The 17,436-nt window shown below is 38.8% G+C and carries 17 protein-coding genes; 11 read left to right on the top strand and 6 right to left on the bottom strand.

Annotation, left to right across the window (positions count from 1 at the left end):
* The first annotated feature begins 7 nt into the window (after positions 1–7).
* Complete coding sequence (locus B4Z47_RS00970) at positions 8–1,084, top strand: Gfo/Idh/MocA family protein (protein ID WP_115050711.1); 1,077 nt, start codon at positions 8–10, stop codon at positions 1,082–1,084.
* A gap of 135 nt (positions 1,085–1,219) precedes the next feature.
* The gene (locus tag B4Z47_RS00965; RefSeq protein ID WP_115050713.1) at positions 1,220–2,467 is read left to right on the top strand and encodes a hypothetical protein; all 1,248 of its coding nucleotides are present in this window, start codon (positions 1,220–1,222) and stop codon (positions 2,465–2,467) included.
* A gap of 92 nt (positions 2,468–2,559) precedes the next feature.
* Here B4Z47_RS00965 and B4Z47_RS00960 read toward each other — a convergent pair whose 3' ends face one another.
* Entirely contained in the window at positions 2,560–3,183 is a 624-nt protein-coding gene (locus B4Z47_RS00960) for a 7-carboxy-7-deazaguanine synthase QueE (protein WP_046674459.1), read from the bottom strand.
* Positions 3,184–3,845: 662 nt separating this feature from the next.
* Here B4Z47_RS00960 and thrS point away from each other — a divergent pair.
* The 5 genes from thrS (at position 3,846) to B4Z47_RS00935 (ending at position 7,726) form a co-directional block, all read left to right on the top strand.
* Positions 3,846–5,771, top strand: a complete 1,926-nt coding sequence (thrS, locus tag B4Z47_RS00955) for a threonine--tRNA ligase (RefSeq protein WP_115050715.1) — start codon at positions 3,846–3,848, stop codon at positions 5,769–5,771.
* A gap of 11 nt (positions 5,772–5,782) precedes the next feature.
* The gene (gene infC, locus B4Z47_RS00950) at positions 5,783–6,343 is read left to right on the top strand and encodes a translation initiation factor IF-3 (RefSeq protein ID WP_083295912.1); all 561 of its coding nucleotides are present in this window, start codon (positions 5,783–5,785) and stop codon (positions 6,341–6,343) included.
* 39 nt (positions 6,344–6,382) lie between these two features.
* The gene (rpmI, locus tag B4Z47_RS00945; RefSeq protein WP_002993964.1) at positions 6,383–6,583 is read left to right on the top strand and encodes a 50S ribosomal protein L35; all 201 of its coding nucleotides are present in this window, start codon (positions 6,383–6,385) and stop codon (positions 6,581–6,583) included.
* A gap of 98 nt (positions 6,584–6,681) precedes the next feature.
* Positions 6,682–7,026 (top strand): 50S ribosomal protein L20, encoded by a 345-nt coding sequence (gene rplT / locus B4Z47_RS00940; RefSeq protein WP_046674462.1) that lies wholly within the window; start codon positions 6,682–6,684, stop codon positions 7,024–7,026.
* Positions 7,027–7,276: 250 nt separating this feature from the next.
* Entirely contained in the window at positions 7,277–7,726 is a 450-nt protein-coding gene (locus tag B4Z47_RS00935) for a DUF3060 domain-containing protein (protein WP_115050717.1), read from the top strand.
* Between the two features lie 70 nt (positions 7,727–7,796).
* Here the strand turns inward: B4Z47_RS00935 and B4Z47_RS00930 are convergent, their stop codons facing one another.
* From B4Z47_RS00930 to B4Z47_RS00910, 5 genes are all read right to left on the bottom strand, one after another.
* A complete protein-coding gene (locus B4Z47_RS00930) occupies positions 7,797–10,538 on the bottom strand; it encodes a DUF3857 domain-containing protein (RefSeq protein ID WP_115050719.1) in 2,742 nt (913 codons plus the stop codon).
* A 159-nt stretch (positions 10,539–10,697) separates the two neighbouring features.
* Positions 10,698–11,633, bottom strand: a complete 936-nt coding sequence (rimK, locus tag B4Z47_RS00925; RefSeq protein WP_070565651.1) for a 30S ribosomal protein S6--L-glutamate ligase — start codon at positions 11,631–11,633, stop codon at positions 10,698–10,700.
* Between the two features lie 57 nt (positions 11,634–11,690).
* The gene (locus tag B4Z47_RS00920; RefSeq protein ID WP_070565649.1) at positions 11,691–12,128 is read right to left on the bottom strand and encodes an ATP-dependent zinc protease; all 438 of its coding nucleotides are present in this window, start codon (positions 12,126–12,128) and stop codon (positions 11,691–11,693) included.
* Positions 12,129–12,191: 63 nt separating this feature from the next.
* Entirely contained in the window at positions 12,192–13,370 is a 1,179-nt protein-coding gene (locus B4Z47_RS00915) for an AIR synthase related protein (protein WP_115050721.1), read from the bottom strand.
* Positions 13,371–13,423: 53 nt separating this feature from the next.
* A complete protein-coding gene (locus tag B4Z47_RS00910) occupies positions 13,424–13,906 on the bottom strand; it encodes a DNA-deoxyinosine glycosylase (protein WP_070565645.1) in 483 nt (160 codons plus the stop codon).
* Positions 13,907–14,002: 96 nt separating this feature from the next.
* On the opposite strand from B4Z47_RS00910, the gene B4Z47_RS00905 reads away from it, so the two are divergent.
* The 4 genes from B4Z47_RS00905 to mgtE all read left to right on the top strand — a co-directional run bounded on the left by B4Z47_RS00905 (position 14,003) and on the right by mgtE (position 17,339).
* Positions 14,003–14,866: an SPFH domain-containing protein gene (locus B4Z47_RS00905; RefSeq protein ID WP_046674469.1), complete on the top strand. Its 864-nt coding sequence runs from the start codon at positions 14,003–14,005 to the stop codon at positions 14,864–14,866.
* A gap of 10 nt (positions 14,867–14,876) precedes the next feature.
* On the top strand, positions 14,877–15,053 hold the full coding sequence (locus B4Z47_RS00900) for a ribbon-helix-helix domain-containing protein (RefSeq protein ID WP_070565641.1): 177 nt from the start codon (positions 14,877–14,879) through the stop codon (positions 15,051–15,053).
* Between the two features lie 87 nt (positions 15,054–15,140).
* Positions 15,141–15,851, top strand: a complete 711-nt coding sequence (pepE, locus tag B4Z47_RS00895) for a dipeptidase PepE (RefSeq protein WP_070565639.1) — start codon at positions 15,141–15,143, stop codon at positions 15,849–15,851.
* A 171-nt stretch (positions 15,852–16,022) separates the two neighbouring features.
* Entirely contained in the window at positions 16,023–17,339 is a 1,317-nt protein-coding gene (mgtE, locus tag B4Z47_RS00890) for a magnesium transporter (RefSeq protein WP_070565637.1), read from the top strand.
* The last annotated feature ends 97 nt before the right edge of the window (positions 17,340–17,436 follow it).

Below are 17,436 nucleotides of genomic sequence, written 5' to 3'. Positions count from 1 at the left end.
AAAAAAAATGATACAAGAGGTTATTAAAATATTGGTTGTTGGATGTGGAAATATGGGCGCATCTCATGCGAAGGCATATCACGATTTAGATGGCTTTCAAATTGTGGGACTAGTAGCTCGCGGGGAGAGCAAAAGTAAACTGAATGAGCAATTGGGAGGTAACTATAAACTGTTTGAATCTTATGAGGATGCACTTCAGGAAACGAAACCGGATGCCGTTTGTATTGCGACCTATCCAGATACACATAAAGAGTATGCTATAAAAGCCTTTCAGGCTGGCGCTCATGTTTTTATTGAAAAGCCTTTAGCTGAAGACGTGATTTCGGCGCAGGAAGTCGTCGATGCAGCGCTGCAATACGATAAAAAATTGGTTGTTGGATATATTTTGAGGTATCATCCCTCCTGGATCAAATTTATTGAAATATCCAAAACAATGGGAAAGCCACTTGTTATGCGTATGAACCTGAATCAGCAGAGCCATGGGTATATGTGGGATGTGCATAAAAATCTGATGTCTAGTTTAAGTCCCATTGTTGACTGCGGAGTTCATTATATTGATGTCATGTGTCAAATGGTGGGGGCGAAGCCATTGTATGTATCTGCAATAGGTGCACGGTTAACCGATGAGATTCCTGCCTGGAACTACAACTACGGACAATTGCAGCTGCATTTTGAAGATGGGTCCGTAGGATGGTATGAAGCCGGATGGGGACCAATGGTCAGTCAAAACGCTTTTTTTGTAAAGGACGTTTTTGGACCTAAGGGCGCCGTTTCCATTATCGCAAACAAAGCAAGCGATGAAGGTAAATCGGATTCGGTAGCATCCCATACACAAACAGAAAGCCTTCGCGTACATTACGCCGATTTAGATTCGGCAAACGAATTTACGAAGGTCGATGAGTGGGTCAACTTATCTGATGAGCCTGATCATCAAGAATTATGTAATCGGGAGCAATTATTCTTTCTGCAGGCGATTGTAGATAATTTGGACCTTTCTGATTCGATGGAAGATGCTGTTAATAGTCTACGGATTGCTTTGGCATGTGACGAAGCGGTGAAAACAAAACAGATGATAAAATTGTAGTTCATTTTGCTTAGCGATCACGTTTTTACATTTTATGGAAATATGAAGAGAAAAAAGTAAATAAATAAAAAAATAGCGTAAAAGATAGGCTTTTTGGTCTGTCTTTTGTTATTTAGCTACATATTTATCATTCTTATGAATAATTTACTCAACGTTGCACTATTATTTGGATTATCAATTTCGACAACCTATGCACAAGATAAGCAATGGCAGATGGAGTTGGTGTTTAAAGGTGAAGTTTCCCCTGAAAAATTTGAAAATGAAGTTCCGGAATTTGCAAAAGAGTTTTATGAGCCATTTTTGAAAGGAAAAATGGCTTATCGGAATGTGGAGATTTTGGCTGATGCCGATTATTCTTCCACTGTAGTGAATCAAAAAGCACATGCTATTTTAAATCGAAAATTAGCAAAAACATATTCGTATTCGGTTGGAGATGATGTTGTTACTGCCGAAGCATACAGTCCATCCTATAAGATTGTCAGTACGAAGTTAGGGGAGTCGGAAGGGCCTTATGTGCAGCTGCAAGATATGGGCGAGATCGAATCGATAGCGGGAATTACCTGTAAGAAAGCAAAGTTATTTATAAAAAACCATGCCGATTCCGCGGTAGCAACGGTATGGTATTCGGAAGCAGTGCCCACTTATTATCTGACAGCATTTTCATTTATCAATGATTTGCCTGGAGGTGTGCTCAAATTGTCTTTGGGTGAAAACAATGACCTTGGTTTTGAAACAACAAAAGTGATCAATGTATCGTCTGTGACAGATTTTGCACTTCCTAAAAATGCAAAGGTGATTGATATCTCAGGGGGAGGGAATACGAGTGAAGGGGAAGATGTGAGTTTATTTGAAGATACTTTTCCATTGGAAAAATCACTTAAATGGACGATGGTCAAGGACAAAGATACCAATGATGAATATTATGGTATAAAAAGCATAGCGGGAGAGGACGTGTTGCCTTGCTCTCTTTTCTCTTTAGCCTATTTTAATGAGCAGACTGCTATTGTTTCAGATAAAGATAATTATTTCTGGTTGTTGGATAAGAAAGGAGGAAAGGTGAATAAAGAAGGGTTTGACTGGCTTACGCCTGCAAATCAAAAACTGGCTATTTTTCAGAAAGATGGTAATTTTGGATTGATCACACAGGAAGGGAAAGTTCTGCTTGACAAAAAGGAAAATATCAGTAAATTTTTAGACAATTATTTGATGTTCTCTGAAAATGGAAAAGTTGGATTGTTGGATGAAAATGGGAAGATTTTATTAAAGGCGAACTTATTATTTTTAGATGCTGATAATGCTGGAAATGTGCTGGTCCGGGAGAAGGAGGGTGAAGAAACGAAGACGCTAGACCTGGACACTTTTTTAAAAACTTATGTGAAGTGATTTAAATGACATGCATTAATATAGATTGATAAAAAAGGCTTTCGATACTGTCGAAAGCCTTTTTTGTGTCTATTTAATTGTGCATTTCACTATTAAGGAATGTTTAAAAACTTATGTGTTTGTAGTGAAATATCCCATTTAGGGTTTTCTTTTACGTAATCAATAATAGAAGGCGTCATTTCTTTAGATTTCGACCATTCAGGTTGAAGGTATAATCTACAGTTTGGCCCTACAAGTTGTGCATATTCTTCCCCCCATGCAAAATCGCTTTTATTGAAAACGATAACTTTAAGTTCACCAGCAGCTTCTAACACATCTTTGCGTGGTGCTTTGAATTTTTTTGGAGATAAACATATCCAGTCCCATTCACCACTCAGAGGATATGCACCAGAGGTTTCAATAAACGTTTTAATCCCTGCCTCATGAAGCCCTTTTGTTAGGTAATCCAAATTATAAATAAGCGGTTCGCCACCCGTAATGACAACTGTTTTTGCCGGATATTTCTTTGCATTTTCGATAATCGAATCTGCGGCTGTAAGGGGGTGGATAGATGCATCCCAGCTTTCCTTTACATCGCACCAATGGCAGCCAACATCGCAACCACCCAATCGTATGAAATAAGCAGCAGTCCCGGTATGGTAGCCTTCTCCCTGAATCGTGTAAAATTCTTCCATTAGGGGTAATAGTGTTCCGTCTTCTGGTACTTGATTTGACATAGTTAAAATTTCAGTCTGCAAAGGTAGCAAATATTAATGAGATGCTCAATTTGTCCTGTTGCTTTTAAGTAGCTGCCCTGTCATTTTTTTATATATAGTAGCTGGTAATAATCTGCTTTTATCCCTTTGTTTTTAGGTTCATGTTTAAACAAAGCACATAGTTTCCGCTACCATGCTATCAGGCCTATACTATGTTTTCTATTAACAGTGAAACAACACTCTTTTTGTAGGGGTATAACAGGGGGTTAGCAGGGGTAATATGGATTTACCCCTGCTAACCCCCTGTTATACCCCTGTTAACCCCCTGTAATTACCCTGTTAATATATAACCTGATTTTCATTAATTGTTGGGATGTACCTCGGTACCATAGAGCGACATTGCTGGTCAATAAGATCAGATTATCAATCCGTTTTAAACTGCAATGATGAGGGGGTAAAGTGTGTAATGCCAATGAAATCGGCGTGTTTGAACAGTGGAGAGGTGGGGAGCCTGTAAATGCCCTGTAAAATGCGTTGAATAGCGCAAAAAACCTGTTATTTTATCAGAATTTTTACTAAATTTGTGTCACAATTTATTTATTGAAAACGTAAGTGTAATAACATAATTGTACATGTTGTTTTATGTTTTCTATTTTTTAACAATTTAAAGATCATAGTTGTAAATGATTAAAATTACACTACCGGATGGTTCCGTAAGAGAGTATCAAAAAGGAATCACTGCTGCAGAGATTGCGTTATCCATCTCAGAGGGGCTTGCAAGAAACGTTCTTGCTGCCGAAGTAAATGGCGAAGTGTGGGATTCTGCCCGTGCTATTGAAAATGATGCTACTGTTAAGTTATTAACCTGGAATGATACCAAAGGTAAATCCACTTTTTGGCATTCTTCAGCCCACTTACTGGCTGAGGCTTTGGAGGCATTGTATCCAGGGATTAAATTTGGTATTGGTCCCGCGATTGAAACCGGATTTTACTACGATGTTGATTTTGGTGATCGTGAATTCTCGTCTGATGACTTTAAAGCCATCGAAGACAAGATGCTGGAGCTGGCTAAACGGAAAGAAACATTTGAACGTAAAGCTGTTTCGAAATCGGATGCATTGGCTTACTTTACTGAAAAAGGAGATGAGTATAAGCTAGATTTAATCAAAGACTTGGAAGATGGAAAGATTACTTTCTACACGCAAGGGGAATTTACAGATTTATGTCGTGGCCCTCATATTCCAAATACTGGGTTTATCAAAGCGATTAAATTGACTAATGTTGCCGGTGCTTATTGGAGAGGTGATGAGTCTCGCAAACAGTTGACACGTATTTATGGTGTTACGTTCCCTAAGGCATCGGAGCTTACAGAGTATTTGAAATTTATAGAAGAGGCGAAAAAACGCGATCACCGTAAACTTGGGAAAGAGTTGGAACTTTTTGCTTTTTCTGAAAAAGTTGGTGCAGGTTTGCCACTTTGGTTGCCTAAAGGAGCTGCATTACGTCAAAAGCTGATAGACTTTTTGCAGAAAGCACAGTTAAACTCTGGGTATGAGCCTGTTGTTACGCCGCATATCGGGCATAAGCAGTTATATGTGACTTCTGGACACTATGAGAAATATGGCGCGGATTCATTTCAACCAATAAAGACTCCGATCGAAGGAGAAGAGTTTTTGTTAAAACCAATGAACTGTCCGCATCATTGTGAAATTTATAAAGTAAAACCACGCTCGTATAAGGACTTACCGGTTCGCTTTGCTGAGTTTGGTACTGTATATCGTTACGAGCAATCTGGTGAGCTTCACGGTTTGACAAGGGTTCGTGGGTTTACGCAAGATGATGCACATTTGTTTTGCCGTCCTGATCAGGTTAAAGAAGAATTCAAAAAGGTAATAGACTTGGTTCTTTATGTATTTGGAGCGTTAGGCTTTAATGATTATACAGCACAAGTGTCATTACGTGATCCTGAAAACCGTACAAAATATATTGGTACTGACGAAAATTGGGCTTTGGCTGAGTCTGCGATTATTGAGGCTGCTGAAGAGAAAGGTTTACCGACAGTCGTGGAATATGGAGAGGCGGCTTTCTATGGTCCTAAGTTAGACTTTATGGTGAAGGATGCTTTAGGACGGAAGTGGCAATTGGGTACAATACAGGTCGATTATAATTTACCTGAGCGTTTTGAATTGGAATATACTGGAAGTGATAATATGAAACATCGTCCAGTAATGATTCACCGTGCACCTTTTGGATCTTTGGAGCGTTTTGTAGCTGTACTGATCGAACATTGTGCGGGACAATTCCCGTTATGGCTTGCACCTGAGCAATTTATCGTCTTGCCAGTGTCAGAAAAATACGAAGAATATGCGCAAAATGTTTTGAATTCGCTAAATAATTCCGATATTCGCGGACTGATAGACTTACGTGACGAGAAAGTGGGCAGAAAAATCAGAGACGCCGAAGTGAAAAAGCTTCCTTATATGTTGATTGTAGGGGAAAAAGAGGTGGAAAATGGCACAGTTTCTGTACGTAAACATGGCTCAGTGGAATTGGGAACAATGACTGCTGAGGCATTTAGAGATATATTAATTAAGGAAATAACCGTTTAATTTTTAAACATTTGGCATTAAAAAGACCCGGTGGTCCAAGACCACCAATGAGAAAGAAAGAACCAGATCACCGCATTAATGAGTTAATCAAGGTACCGGAGGTGCGCTTGGTAGGAGATAATGTGGAACAAGGAGTTTACCCTACGCGCAAAGCGTTAGAGTTGGCTGATGAGTTGGAACTTGATTTAGTGGAGATTTCGCCAAATGCTGTACCGCCGGTTTGTAAGATTATCGACTACAGTAAGTTTGTTTACGAACAGAAGAAGAAACAAAAGGAAATCAAAGCTAATGCAAAACAGACTGTTATTAAAGAAATCCGTTTCGGACCTAACTCTGGTGAGCATGATTTTGAGTTCAAATTGAAACATGCTATTAAGTTTCTAGAAAGTGGAGAGAAAGTTCGTGCTTATGTACACTTCAAAGGTCGTGCTATTGTACACAAGGATCAAGGTGAGATCTTGTTGTTACGCTTTGCTCAGGCTTTAGAGGATTACGGTAAGGTAGAGCTTTTACCGAAATTAGAAGGTAAACGCATGTTTTTAACAGTAGCTCCAAAGGCTCCTAAAAAATAATAAGAATTCTAACAGATTGATATAAAATTTATAAGTATTATGCCAAAAGTTAAAACCAATTCCAGCGCAAAGAAACGTTTCAAATTGACTGGAACAGGTAAAATTGCAAGAAAAAACGCTTTCAAAAGCCACATCTTGACAAAAAAGAGCACAAAACGTAAACGTAACTTAACACAAACAAGTTATGTATCTGATGGCGATATGGGCAACGTAAAACGTATGCTTGCTATCGGTAAATAAGTTTTATTCGATTTTATTAATAATAATTTTTTAACCGGGTACAAGGTTGTAAGTTCATTGAAATACATGACACCTTCTACCAAACTAATTTTAAAAATATGCCACGTTCGGTTAACGCAGTAGCTTCTAGAAGAAGACGCAAAAAAATCCTAGGCCTTGCAAAAGGTTACTTTGGATCACGTAGCAAAGTTTATACTATTGCTAAAAATACAGTAGAAAAAGGTTTACAATACGCTTACCGCGATCGTAAAACCAAAAAACGCGAGTTTAGAGCTTTATGGATTCAACGTATCAACGCTGGAGCTCGTCAACACGGAATTTCTTATTCCCAATTGATCGGTAAATTAAACGCTAAGAATATTGGTTTGAACCGTAAGGTTTTAGCTGACTTAGCTTTAAATAACCCAGAAGCTTTCAAAGCAGTTGTAGACGCAGTAAAATAGAGTTTTTAATCCGCTGTCAATTTGTTAGAGATATTAAAGGAGCCTGTTAGGCTCCTTTTTTTGTTGTAACGGATGCTGTATCTTTTTTGGGACGTTATGTTCCAAGTAAAACCAATACATGCTGTATTTCATTTTATTTCTTATTCCACAATTATACTTTTGAGGCATTGACGTAGTATATTACAGCTCATATCCCTTTTAAATCTGAAATTAGGTTTGATTTTTGTTGAACTGTAGAAAATAGAGCATTATGAAACTAAGAACAATTACATTTGGATTTTCGCTTCTTTTAATCGGAAGCTTGGTTATAGCGGCCAAAGAGCCATTTTCCAAGGCTCTAACGAACGATGTGGTTAATCAACAGGGAAAAGTTATCTCGATTGAAGGGGTAAACAATAACCGTACAATAGAGGCCAAAGGAGGAGAGATCGTACAAATAGAAGGAGCTGACAATAAAGTTGTGATTCGTGGCAATGTGAGCAAATTGATTATTGAGGGGAAGGGGAATACAGTAACAGGCAATGACATCGCAACGGTAACGATAGAGGGAGCAGACAATATGGTCAATATTGGCTCAGTAGAGACCGTTCAGATTGAGGGAGTCAAAAACCATGTCCATTATAAGTCTACGAAGAACAAATCTGGTCAGGTAAAAGTGTCTACTGAAGGCGCGGATAATATGGTGATGAAGATGAAATAATGTAAATCATATTTTCATAAAAAATGGTTTCGTATATTATTTACGAAACCATTTTTACGCGAGGTGGCAACTATGGTTTATCTGGATGATCCTCGGGATGACTGCTATTGGCTCTATCACCCTGGGATTGAAATTCCGCCTCAGCTTCGTTTTCTCTTTGTTTTGTAATTGAATAAGGCTTTAGAAAATCTTGATCAAAAGGATGAACTGTCGCAGCCTTCTGAATAATCTCATCGTTCTGATACGTCCGAATACAGGTGCCTTTTACACGTTCCGATTTATAGACGTAAGTTCCCCAAATACAGAAGAAAAAAATTGATTTTATAGTATCTTTATAATGTGTGAACAAGTCTTCTGTTTTATCAAAATAACTTTTGAACATAAGATGGGATACAATTCCATCAATAGTACAGAATACGGCCATAAATAGTGCAACCATAAAGAAGGTCTGAGCGAAAATATCGCGTTTCTTGACCAGCAAGATGCAGCTATAAATCAAACCCGCTAGTACCAATATATTACCGATTATTTCTAATAATAGTAAAGTTCTGTATAAAAAGGGGGAAACACCTTCCAGCTGATCTGCCGCCTGCCAAGTATTTAAATTAAAGAAGGACTGCTGGAAGAAAAATATACCGGATAGGGTCACTATATTTATAAATAGTACAATAAGCAGCACGATCATCCATCCGCCGATCTGATCGTGATAGATCTCGTCATAGGGTTTGATGATAAAAGCTCTGGTTTTATTATACTTTTTAACAATATACCAGATGATGGCTGGCACCAGAAGAACGAATAGGATTAGAATAAACCAATTAATTTCATTGACTGAAGAAGGGGTTCCTAAGCGAGGTATCCCATCTGTTACATATCCGTCATTGTCAAGATAAAAGCCATTATAAAAGATATCATCACGATCTGCAAAATCTGTATAATACTGTTTCAGGTCTTTTTGTTCGACAAAGGGTTCGTGGAAACTTAACGTGTATGCGAGCTTAATACTATCTTGATTTACTTCCAGTGTTTTACCGAAGACATACGCAGTCCTGTCAAAATAACTATTGTCCCTGTAATTACCAAATTCCTTTTTGCCTTTGTTGACAATATACATTTCGTAGGTTAGATCTGTTGGAAAAGAAAGGCTTAGGGGAGCTATACGATCCTCCATAATCTCTGGAAGCTTTTCATTGATATTTGTTCCCAACAAAGGAATATATTTTTTTGTAGATCCGCTTTCCTTCTTTCCAATGTTCTTTATTTTATACTTTTCGATGACCTCCACAATATTATTTTCCATATCATCTTTGTATTGTATATGACCAATTTTATTGATCTTGGGGTAGATCTTTGTATAATACTCTAAGTATTGCTTCTGTATGTCATTTTTGGCGCTACTTTGAAAATAACTGCGCATATCGTCCGCCTCATTTCCAACATAAGTTGTGTGGACATCCAGGGTAGCCTCAAATTTGCCTTCCAGTGTCAAGGTTTCCTTGACTTTAATATTGCCGGTAACATGCTGCGGTACGTCTGTAAGCTTTCCACTACCCATGGTGGAGAGTACTTTTCCATAAGCTGGGAAATACCTGTTTTTGATATCTCCACCCTGCTGAGTTATGGTGGGGTCAATATATTGGGAACGTCCACCAATATTAACTTCAATAACCATATGGTTGAAAGCATAGGGCGAGGGGAGCTCTTCCTGCAGGCCTCTATTCTTATAGGTATTGGCTAATACGAGTCCTACATCAATATTCTTGTTTTTGAGCATTGTAGCCAGCAGCATTGATTTATCCTTGCAATCGCCGTAGCGCTGGGAAAATACTTTTTCTGGAACATTTGCCCGGTGCGAATATTCTCCCATCTCAATACCCATATAACGTATCTCATTTTGTACAAAGTCGCAGGCTTTTTTCAGGTATGCATAGGGCTGTCCATTGGACTCTTTCCAAAGTTGGTTGACGAAGGTTTGCAGTGTACTTGTCGTTGCTATTTGCGGAATGGGATTAATTTTACGGTTCCATTGATCAACTTCCTGCCAGGTATTAAATTCCGTGCATTGGATATATTTTAAAGGGCTGTACCATGACGGGCTATAATCTTCGTATTGAACCGTTTTGTCCGCCGTCAGCTCCCAGAAGAAATTTGTTGTATTTCCTGTTGACTGTTGCTGCACTTCAGGAGCGCCATTGAAACTCTTAAACTGAAGTTTGCGGCCATTGGGTACAATATAGTTGAGATGGACAAGACCTGTAGGTTCATATCCCTGTAAGTAATAGCTGTCGAAAAATTTCTGTTCAAATACTGGATTTACACCTATTATTGAATAAGCAAATACAATCTTGTCGTCTTTACGTAAATCCTCCAAAACATAATGGGCCATTTGACTTCCGTTGTAGATAGATCTCGAAAGCTCCGTTTCGGAGGCAAGGAGTTTAAATTTTGCTTGCGGTAGTAGATTAATATCCTTGCCGTTGCGAATAACCTTTAACTCATGTAGTTGAAGTTTTTGAAAATGCGGGTCAAAGGTTACCTGAATTTGTCCCAGATTTTCGATTCCAGTCTGATCAAATAGAACTTTTATGTCCTTATAATATTTTGTTTGGGTAGCCAAGTTTATTTGATGTTCGATTAGCTCGTAGTAATATCCATCACTAATATCATCCAAATTTGGCTTTATGGCCTTTTTTGTAATGGGCCGGAGCCAAGTTGGCGATGCCGTCTTTTGAATAGTTGTTTGGCTAAAAGACCAGGAAAATGCAGCTAGTACGAGTACAAAGGCAAATAGAAGATGGCTAAATCTTTTCATTAATTTATAATTTAGCGTAAGATAAGTAAAAATTGGAAGCAACGGTAGGCGAATTTAAGAAGTATTGAAAATTCGACTTTAGTTGAGTTTAGGTTATTTAGCAATTAAAAGGGGGAGCAGTATATACCGCTCCCCCTTTTAATTGCTCATTCAGTAACCTTATAATTTACTTTCTCTTTTTTTCTTTTTCTTAACGACTTTAGGCATTTGAGCTTGCTTTGCTTCATATTGTCTCTCAATATATTGTATAATTTCTGAGGCAATATCTTTTTTTGTCGCTTTCTCAATTCCTTCCAAACCTGGAGATGAATTAACTTCGAGTACTAAAGGGCCTCTGTCAGAAGGAATCATATCTACACCACAAACCGTGAGTCCTAGCTGTGCCGCAGCCGCAATTGCTGTTTCTCTTTCAGCTTTACTTAACCGGATAATCTGAGCGGTGCCACCCCGATGGATATTTGATCTAAACTCACCCTCTTTCGCCGTGCGTTTCATCGCTCCAACAACTTTGCCGTCAACCACGAATGCGCGAATATCAGAGCCTTTAGACTCTTTGATGAACTCTTGGATCAGGATGTTATTACCCAGGCCGTAGAACGCTTCTATAACAGAAGAGGCCGCTTTTTTGGTTTCGGCAAGTACCACACCAATACCTTGGGTTCCTTCTAATAATTTGATCACTAATGGAGCTCCACCGACCATACTAATCAGGTCGTCCACATCGGAGGCTGTTCGTGCAAATCCTGTAATCGGGAGTCCGATACCTGCACCGGATAAAATTTGTAGACATCTTAATTTATCCCGAGATCGCGTAATAGCTTGACTGGGATTTGCGGAAATCACATCCATCACCTCAAATTGTCTAACGATAGCAGATCCATAGAATGTTACCGACGCTCCTATCCGGGGAATAATGGCATCAATATCACTTAGATCCTGTCCTTTGTAATGAATACTGGGTTTACCTTGTTGAATGCCTACATAACATTTGCTGTGATCGATGACAACACATTCGTGTCCTCTTTGTTGTGCGGCTTCTACGAGACGACGAGTTGAGTATAAACTCTTTACTGTCGATAATACGGCAATTTTCACGATTTGTATATTGAATATATTTTGTGCTAAGATAACAAAATAGCTTGGCTAATTGTTTTATTTTACCAGGGTCTTCGTCGACAGATTTTCTTTGGAAACATCGACCAAAAATCTTTTGTTTAAGAAATTTTTACCCAACAGCATAGGATAGGTCATTTGTGATCTATTTCTAAAGGAGATCTTAATGCTAAATACTTGGTTATATAATGTTGCTGTTGTGCGGATATAGTAACGCTTTTCTTCTTGGCCAAAAGAACTTTTCACGAGTTTTGTCCTATAGAGTTTTAACTTCAGTGTTTTTGTTTCTTTTGTCCCAAAATTTGTTATAAGTTCACAGATAATCCAATCCTGACCATCTTCCTTAACGATCTCGTACGAATTGCAATGTAGTACCGATGAAGCAGCACCGGTATCGACTTTTGCTTCTATACCATATATTCCCAATTCAGGTAAATCAAGGGTCTCTTTCCAGCCCACAAGAAGTTTCTCTTTCATTTATACCAAATTGAAAAAATAGCCCTGTCGCCTGTATAAGCAGGGGACAGGGATGAAAATCTTTTATTCGTAGATAAATTCTCCGTAAGGAGAGGTTATAGTAACTTTTTTAGCAGTAGATTCTTCCACGCGACCTATGATTTGAGCCGGAATGCCAAACGACTCTGAAATAGCAATGATATCCGATGCAATTGATTCCGGTACATATAATTCCATACGATGTCCCATATTAAATACTTTGTACATTTCTTTCCAGTCTGTATTGGATTCTTTCTGTATTAATTCAAAAAGAGGTGGGATCGGGAAAAGATTATCTTTGATGACATGCACATTATCAACGAAGTGTAAAACCTTTGTTTGCGCTCCACCTGAGCAATGCACCATTCCGTCGATTTGTGAACGATACTTGTCCAGTATTTGTTTGATAACAGGCGCATAAGTACGCGTCGCCGAAAGAACAAGCTTACCCGCAGTTATTTTTTCTCCTGTTTCAACTTCGATTTCATTGGTGAGGTCCTGGCTTCCAGCGAAAACTAGTTCGTAAGGAACAGCTGGATCATACGCTTCAGGATATTTTTCAGCTACTTTTTTGTTAAATACATCATGACGTGCAGAAGTTAGTCCATTGGAACCCATTCCGCCATTGTACGTCTGTTCATAGGTTGCTTTTCCATTCGATGCCAATCCAACAATTACATTGCCACCTTTGATGCGATGATTTGAAATGACGTCTTCACGTTTCATACGACAGGTCACCGTACTATCAACAATGATGGTGCGAACAAGGTCGCCAACGTCGGCCGTTTCACCTCCTGTAGAATAGATGCCAATTCCCAAATCCCGAAGTTCAGATAGAATCTCTTCTGTGCCATTGATGATTTCTGCGATCACCTCTCCAGGAATAAGATTTTTATTTCTGCCAATCGTTGAGGATAAAAGAATGTTATCGATGGCTCCCACGCAAAGCAAGTCGTCAATATTCATGATAATTGCATCCTGTGCTATACCTTTCCACACTGAAATATCACCGGTTTCCTTCCAGTATACATAAGCCAATGAAGATTTGGTACCAGCACCATCCGCATGCATAATATTACACCAGTCTGGATCTCCACCCAAAATATCTGGAATTATTTTGCAAAATGCTTTGGGAAACAGACCCTTATCTATATTTTTTATCGCATTGTGCACATCCTCTTTCCCTGCGGATACGCCTCGTTGATTGTATTTTAAATCTGACATCTTAGGGCAAAAATAAGCAATAGGACTGAATTAACGAACCTAATTCGTGTAATTTAATCACTTATTATTATGCGCCAATGTTGAATTAGATTTTCGAGATTACTTTTCGCATTGGCCGGACTTGTGCTGGGTAAGCATCTGTACATAATGTCTTCTCGTTTGTTGAAATGCTTTAAATACAAACTGTACGCTTTTTGTCCGTTAAAAATAATTTGTGTGATTGTGGGAAAGGTTTGCAGCAGCTCGTCAATCGGATTCGGAACTTCATTTTGTATGGCTAAATCCATACTGCCGGGACGAGAGGCTTCCGCACAAACATCCCAAAGACCAATGTTGTTTTTGAGTAATAAATCTATCTTCTCCGTATAATTTGTTTGTTCCGGTGCATTGAACAAATTGGTGATTACTTTCCAAAAGCGATTTTGTGGATGTGCATAATATTCATTTTCTGCCAGAGATTTATCTCCGGGCAACGAGCCAAGGATGAGTATTTCTGTCGTCGAATTGACTAAGGGTAGAAAGGATTTTTTGCGCATGATCAAAAATAGCAATTTTAAATTTTCCTTTGAAATATGAAAATTATTGTAGTATATTTATGATATTAAAATGATATCAAATATATATTAACAATTATGGAAAAACTAATTAAACCAATGTCAGGCTATTTAGCTTTATTGATAGCTGTTGTCTCGTTTGTGGCAGCTATATTTTCATTTGCGAGCGTAGAAGAAAGTTCGCTGTATGTTGTATTGGGAGTGGTATTAATGATTGCTACTTTTTTTATTTTAAAGGGATTGATGATTATTAATCCAAATCATTCACGTGTGCTGAATTTCTTCGGAAAATATGTAGGTACCGTTAAGGAAAATGGTTTGTTTTTTGTCAATCCGTTGTATTCGACGATTAAAATAAGTCTTCGTTCGGATAATCTGCAAGGACAGACGCTGAAAGTAAATGACAAGATGGGAAACCCAATTGAGATTGGGGCAGTGATCGTGTGGCAAGTGGGGGACACGTATAAAGCTGCTTATGATGTCAGTAATTATACATCTTATGTACGCACGCAGAGTGAAGCAGCAGTAAGACATTTGGCTGGAAGCTTTCCGTATGATAACTTGGAAGATGAAGGTGCTGAAATAACCTTACGGGAGGGAGGAGATACCGTAAACCATATTCTTGAGCAGGAGTTGTCGGATCGTTTGGCGCCAGCTGGCGTTATTATTAAGGAAGCAAGAATCAGCCATTTGGCCTACGCGTCAGAAATCGCTGGTGCGATGCTTCAAAGACAACAGGCGGCAGCAATTGTGGCCGCAAGGGCAAAGATCGTAGATGGTGCAGTTGGGATGGTGGAAATGGCCTTGCATAAATTGTCTGAGAAAGATATTGTAGAGTTGGATAACGAGAAAAAAGCAGCAATGGTCAGCAATTTAATGGTTGTACTCTGTGGAGAGAAAGCAGCGACACCAATTGTAAATACAGGTACTTTGTACCAATAAACGAAATGAAATGGCGGATAAGAAAAACTTTATGCTACGCTTAGACGACCAAATGTACAAAGCATTGGAAAAATGGGCTGCAGATGAGTTTAGAAGTGTTAATGGGCAGATAGAATATCTTTTACATAAGGCACTGCAAGAAAATAAAAGATTGGGTGCAGAAAAAAAGCCTGCTGATAAGAAATAGCCTATAGTAAGGAACGAAAACTGTACCTTTGGCCTCGCAATTAATAAAGCCAAAGGTACTTTTTATTTAATGTTTTAACGATAGAAGATGAAGATTAATCCAGCGTACAAGTTATTGGTCGTAAGTACAAGCACGATCCATGGGAGTGAGTTTTTAGCTTATATTAAGCACGATTTTGTCGAATTTATTCAGTCAGACGAATTGCTGTTTGTCCCTTTTGCGAGACCTTCAGGAATTTCCTTTGATGCTTATACCGCTAAGGTACAAGATGCCCTGAAAGATGAGGGCGTGACGGTTAGGGGGCTCCATGAGTTTGACAATATGAAGAAGGCTATTCAGGATGCTAAAGCTATTTTTATTGGTGGAGGAAATACATTTTTACTCTTAAAAACGCTGTATGATCTGGATTTGGTTCCGCAACTGCGCGTACAAGTAGCAAAGGGGATTCCATATGTGGGCACATCCGCGGGGTCCAATTTGACCGGATTAACAATTGGAACCACGAATGATATGCCTATTGTTTATCCGCCTAGTTTTAACGCACTTGGTTTCTTACCTTTTAATATCAATCCACATTATTTGGATCCAGATCCAAATTCTACACATAAAGGAGAGACGAGGGAAACGCGAATTCAGGAATTTCATCAATTGAACAGCCAACCTGTTATAGGCTTGCGTGAAGGTAGCTGGCTACACGTAAATGACGGGACCATTGTACTGCAAGGTGGTTTAAAAGCACGGTTGTTTAAGGCGGGGCTTGAACCTGTAGAGCTAGCACCTGGATTAATTAATTTTTAAGCTATTGTAAAGTTAATGGGCAAGGAACGTCAAATGGACCGTTCAGCGCAGTGGTAGACGATTTTATGAAAAGCTGGCCCTAATTCCCATTGGAAAAAATAGTTTTTCAGATTGTTGAAAATAATACAAAATAAGCTACTTTTGCGCTAAATCCATTAAAATTTTCTTCCAATGGAACAAAATTCAGCATTACACCCGGCCGATATCGCGGAAGAAATATCGCGTTTAAGTAAAGGGGAGCAACATCAAGAGTTTATGGACTATCCTTTGGAGGATAGATTGGAGATCTTTTCTTTTTTTGAAATGGATGTTCAATATACGTTGATCAAATCCATGACGGAGCATGAGCTGTCCGAATTGCTGAATAATTTGAAGCCGGATACCCGGAATGAATTATTGTCGGAATTGCCGGATGATCTGATTAAATATCTGATCAATCTATTGAATGAGCGCGAGAAGCAAATGGCTTTGGAGCTGATCGGATATAAAGAGGATAGTATAGCCCGACTTATGACACCAATGTATGTGCAAGTTCGTCCTTATTATACTGTTGATGATGTCTTTCGGCATATTAAAGTTTTTGGAAGGAAAGCTGAAACGCTCAATTTTATTTATGTAGTTGATGAGAAAAACGTATTGATCGATGACTTGAAAATTGGTCAATTACTACTATCGGATTCTTCTACTAAGATTTCCGACTTAATTGACTACAATTTTGCCGCGATTAAAGCCTCTACACCCATGGAAGAGGCCTTCGAGATTTTTCAAAAATATGACCGCAGTGCTTTGCCTATCGTTACAGAAGCAGGGGTGTTGGTTGGAATTGTGACATTTGATGATGTGTTGGACCGAATTGAAGATCGCGATACAGAAGATATCCAGCGATTTGGAGGGATGGAAGAATTGGATCTGGCTTATACCAAAACCCCCTTGTTGCAATTGATTCAAAAAAGAGCTGGCTGGTTAATCATTTTGTTTTTTAGCGAAATGCTTACAGCCTCAGCAATGGGCTTTTTTGAGGGGGAATTGGAAAAAGCGGTTGTGCTTGCTTTGTTTGTTCCTTTAATTATATCCAGTGGAGGTAATTCGGGGTCGCAGGCGGCATCTTTAATTATTCGTGCCATGGCGCTCGGAGAGTTAAAGCTTAAAGATTGGTGGTATGTGATGAAGCGCGAAGTTTCTTCCGGTTTAATTTTAGGTGGGATATTAGGTTCGATCGGATTTCTACGGATATTGGCCTGGCATTTTCTTGGTCTATATGACTATGGTCCTTATTGGATTTCAATTGGCTTTACGGTTGCGGTTTCCTTATTGTTTATTGTTTTATGGGGAACTTTGTCGGGATCGTTTATTCCATTTATCCTACGTCGGTTCGGTTTGGATCCAGCGACAGCATCAGCGCCGTTTGTTGCAACGTTGGTGGATGTCTCCGGATTGATTATCTATTTTACTGTTGCAGCATTCTTTCTGCACGGAAAACTACTGTAGTTCAGATGTCATCTATCCATTCTTGTAATCTGCACTCTTCTTTTTAGCATGTTTTTTTGTCCGATCTTGTGTTTATTTGAAGTAGTCCATAATGGAA

The sequence above is a fragment of the Sphingobacterium sp. UBA2610 genome (assembly GCF_002339225.1).
GTDB classification, from domain to species: Bacteria; Bacteroidota; Bacteroidia; order Sphingobacteriales; family Sphingobacteriaceae; genus Sphingobacterium; species Sphingobacterium multivorum.
Note: the sequence above shows the minus strand (reverse complement) of the source record. Positions and strands in the feature narration are given on the sequence as shown.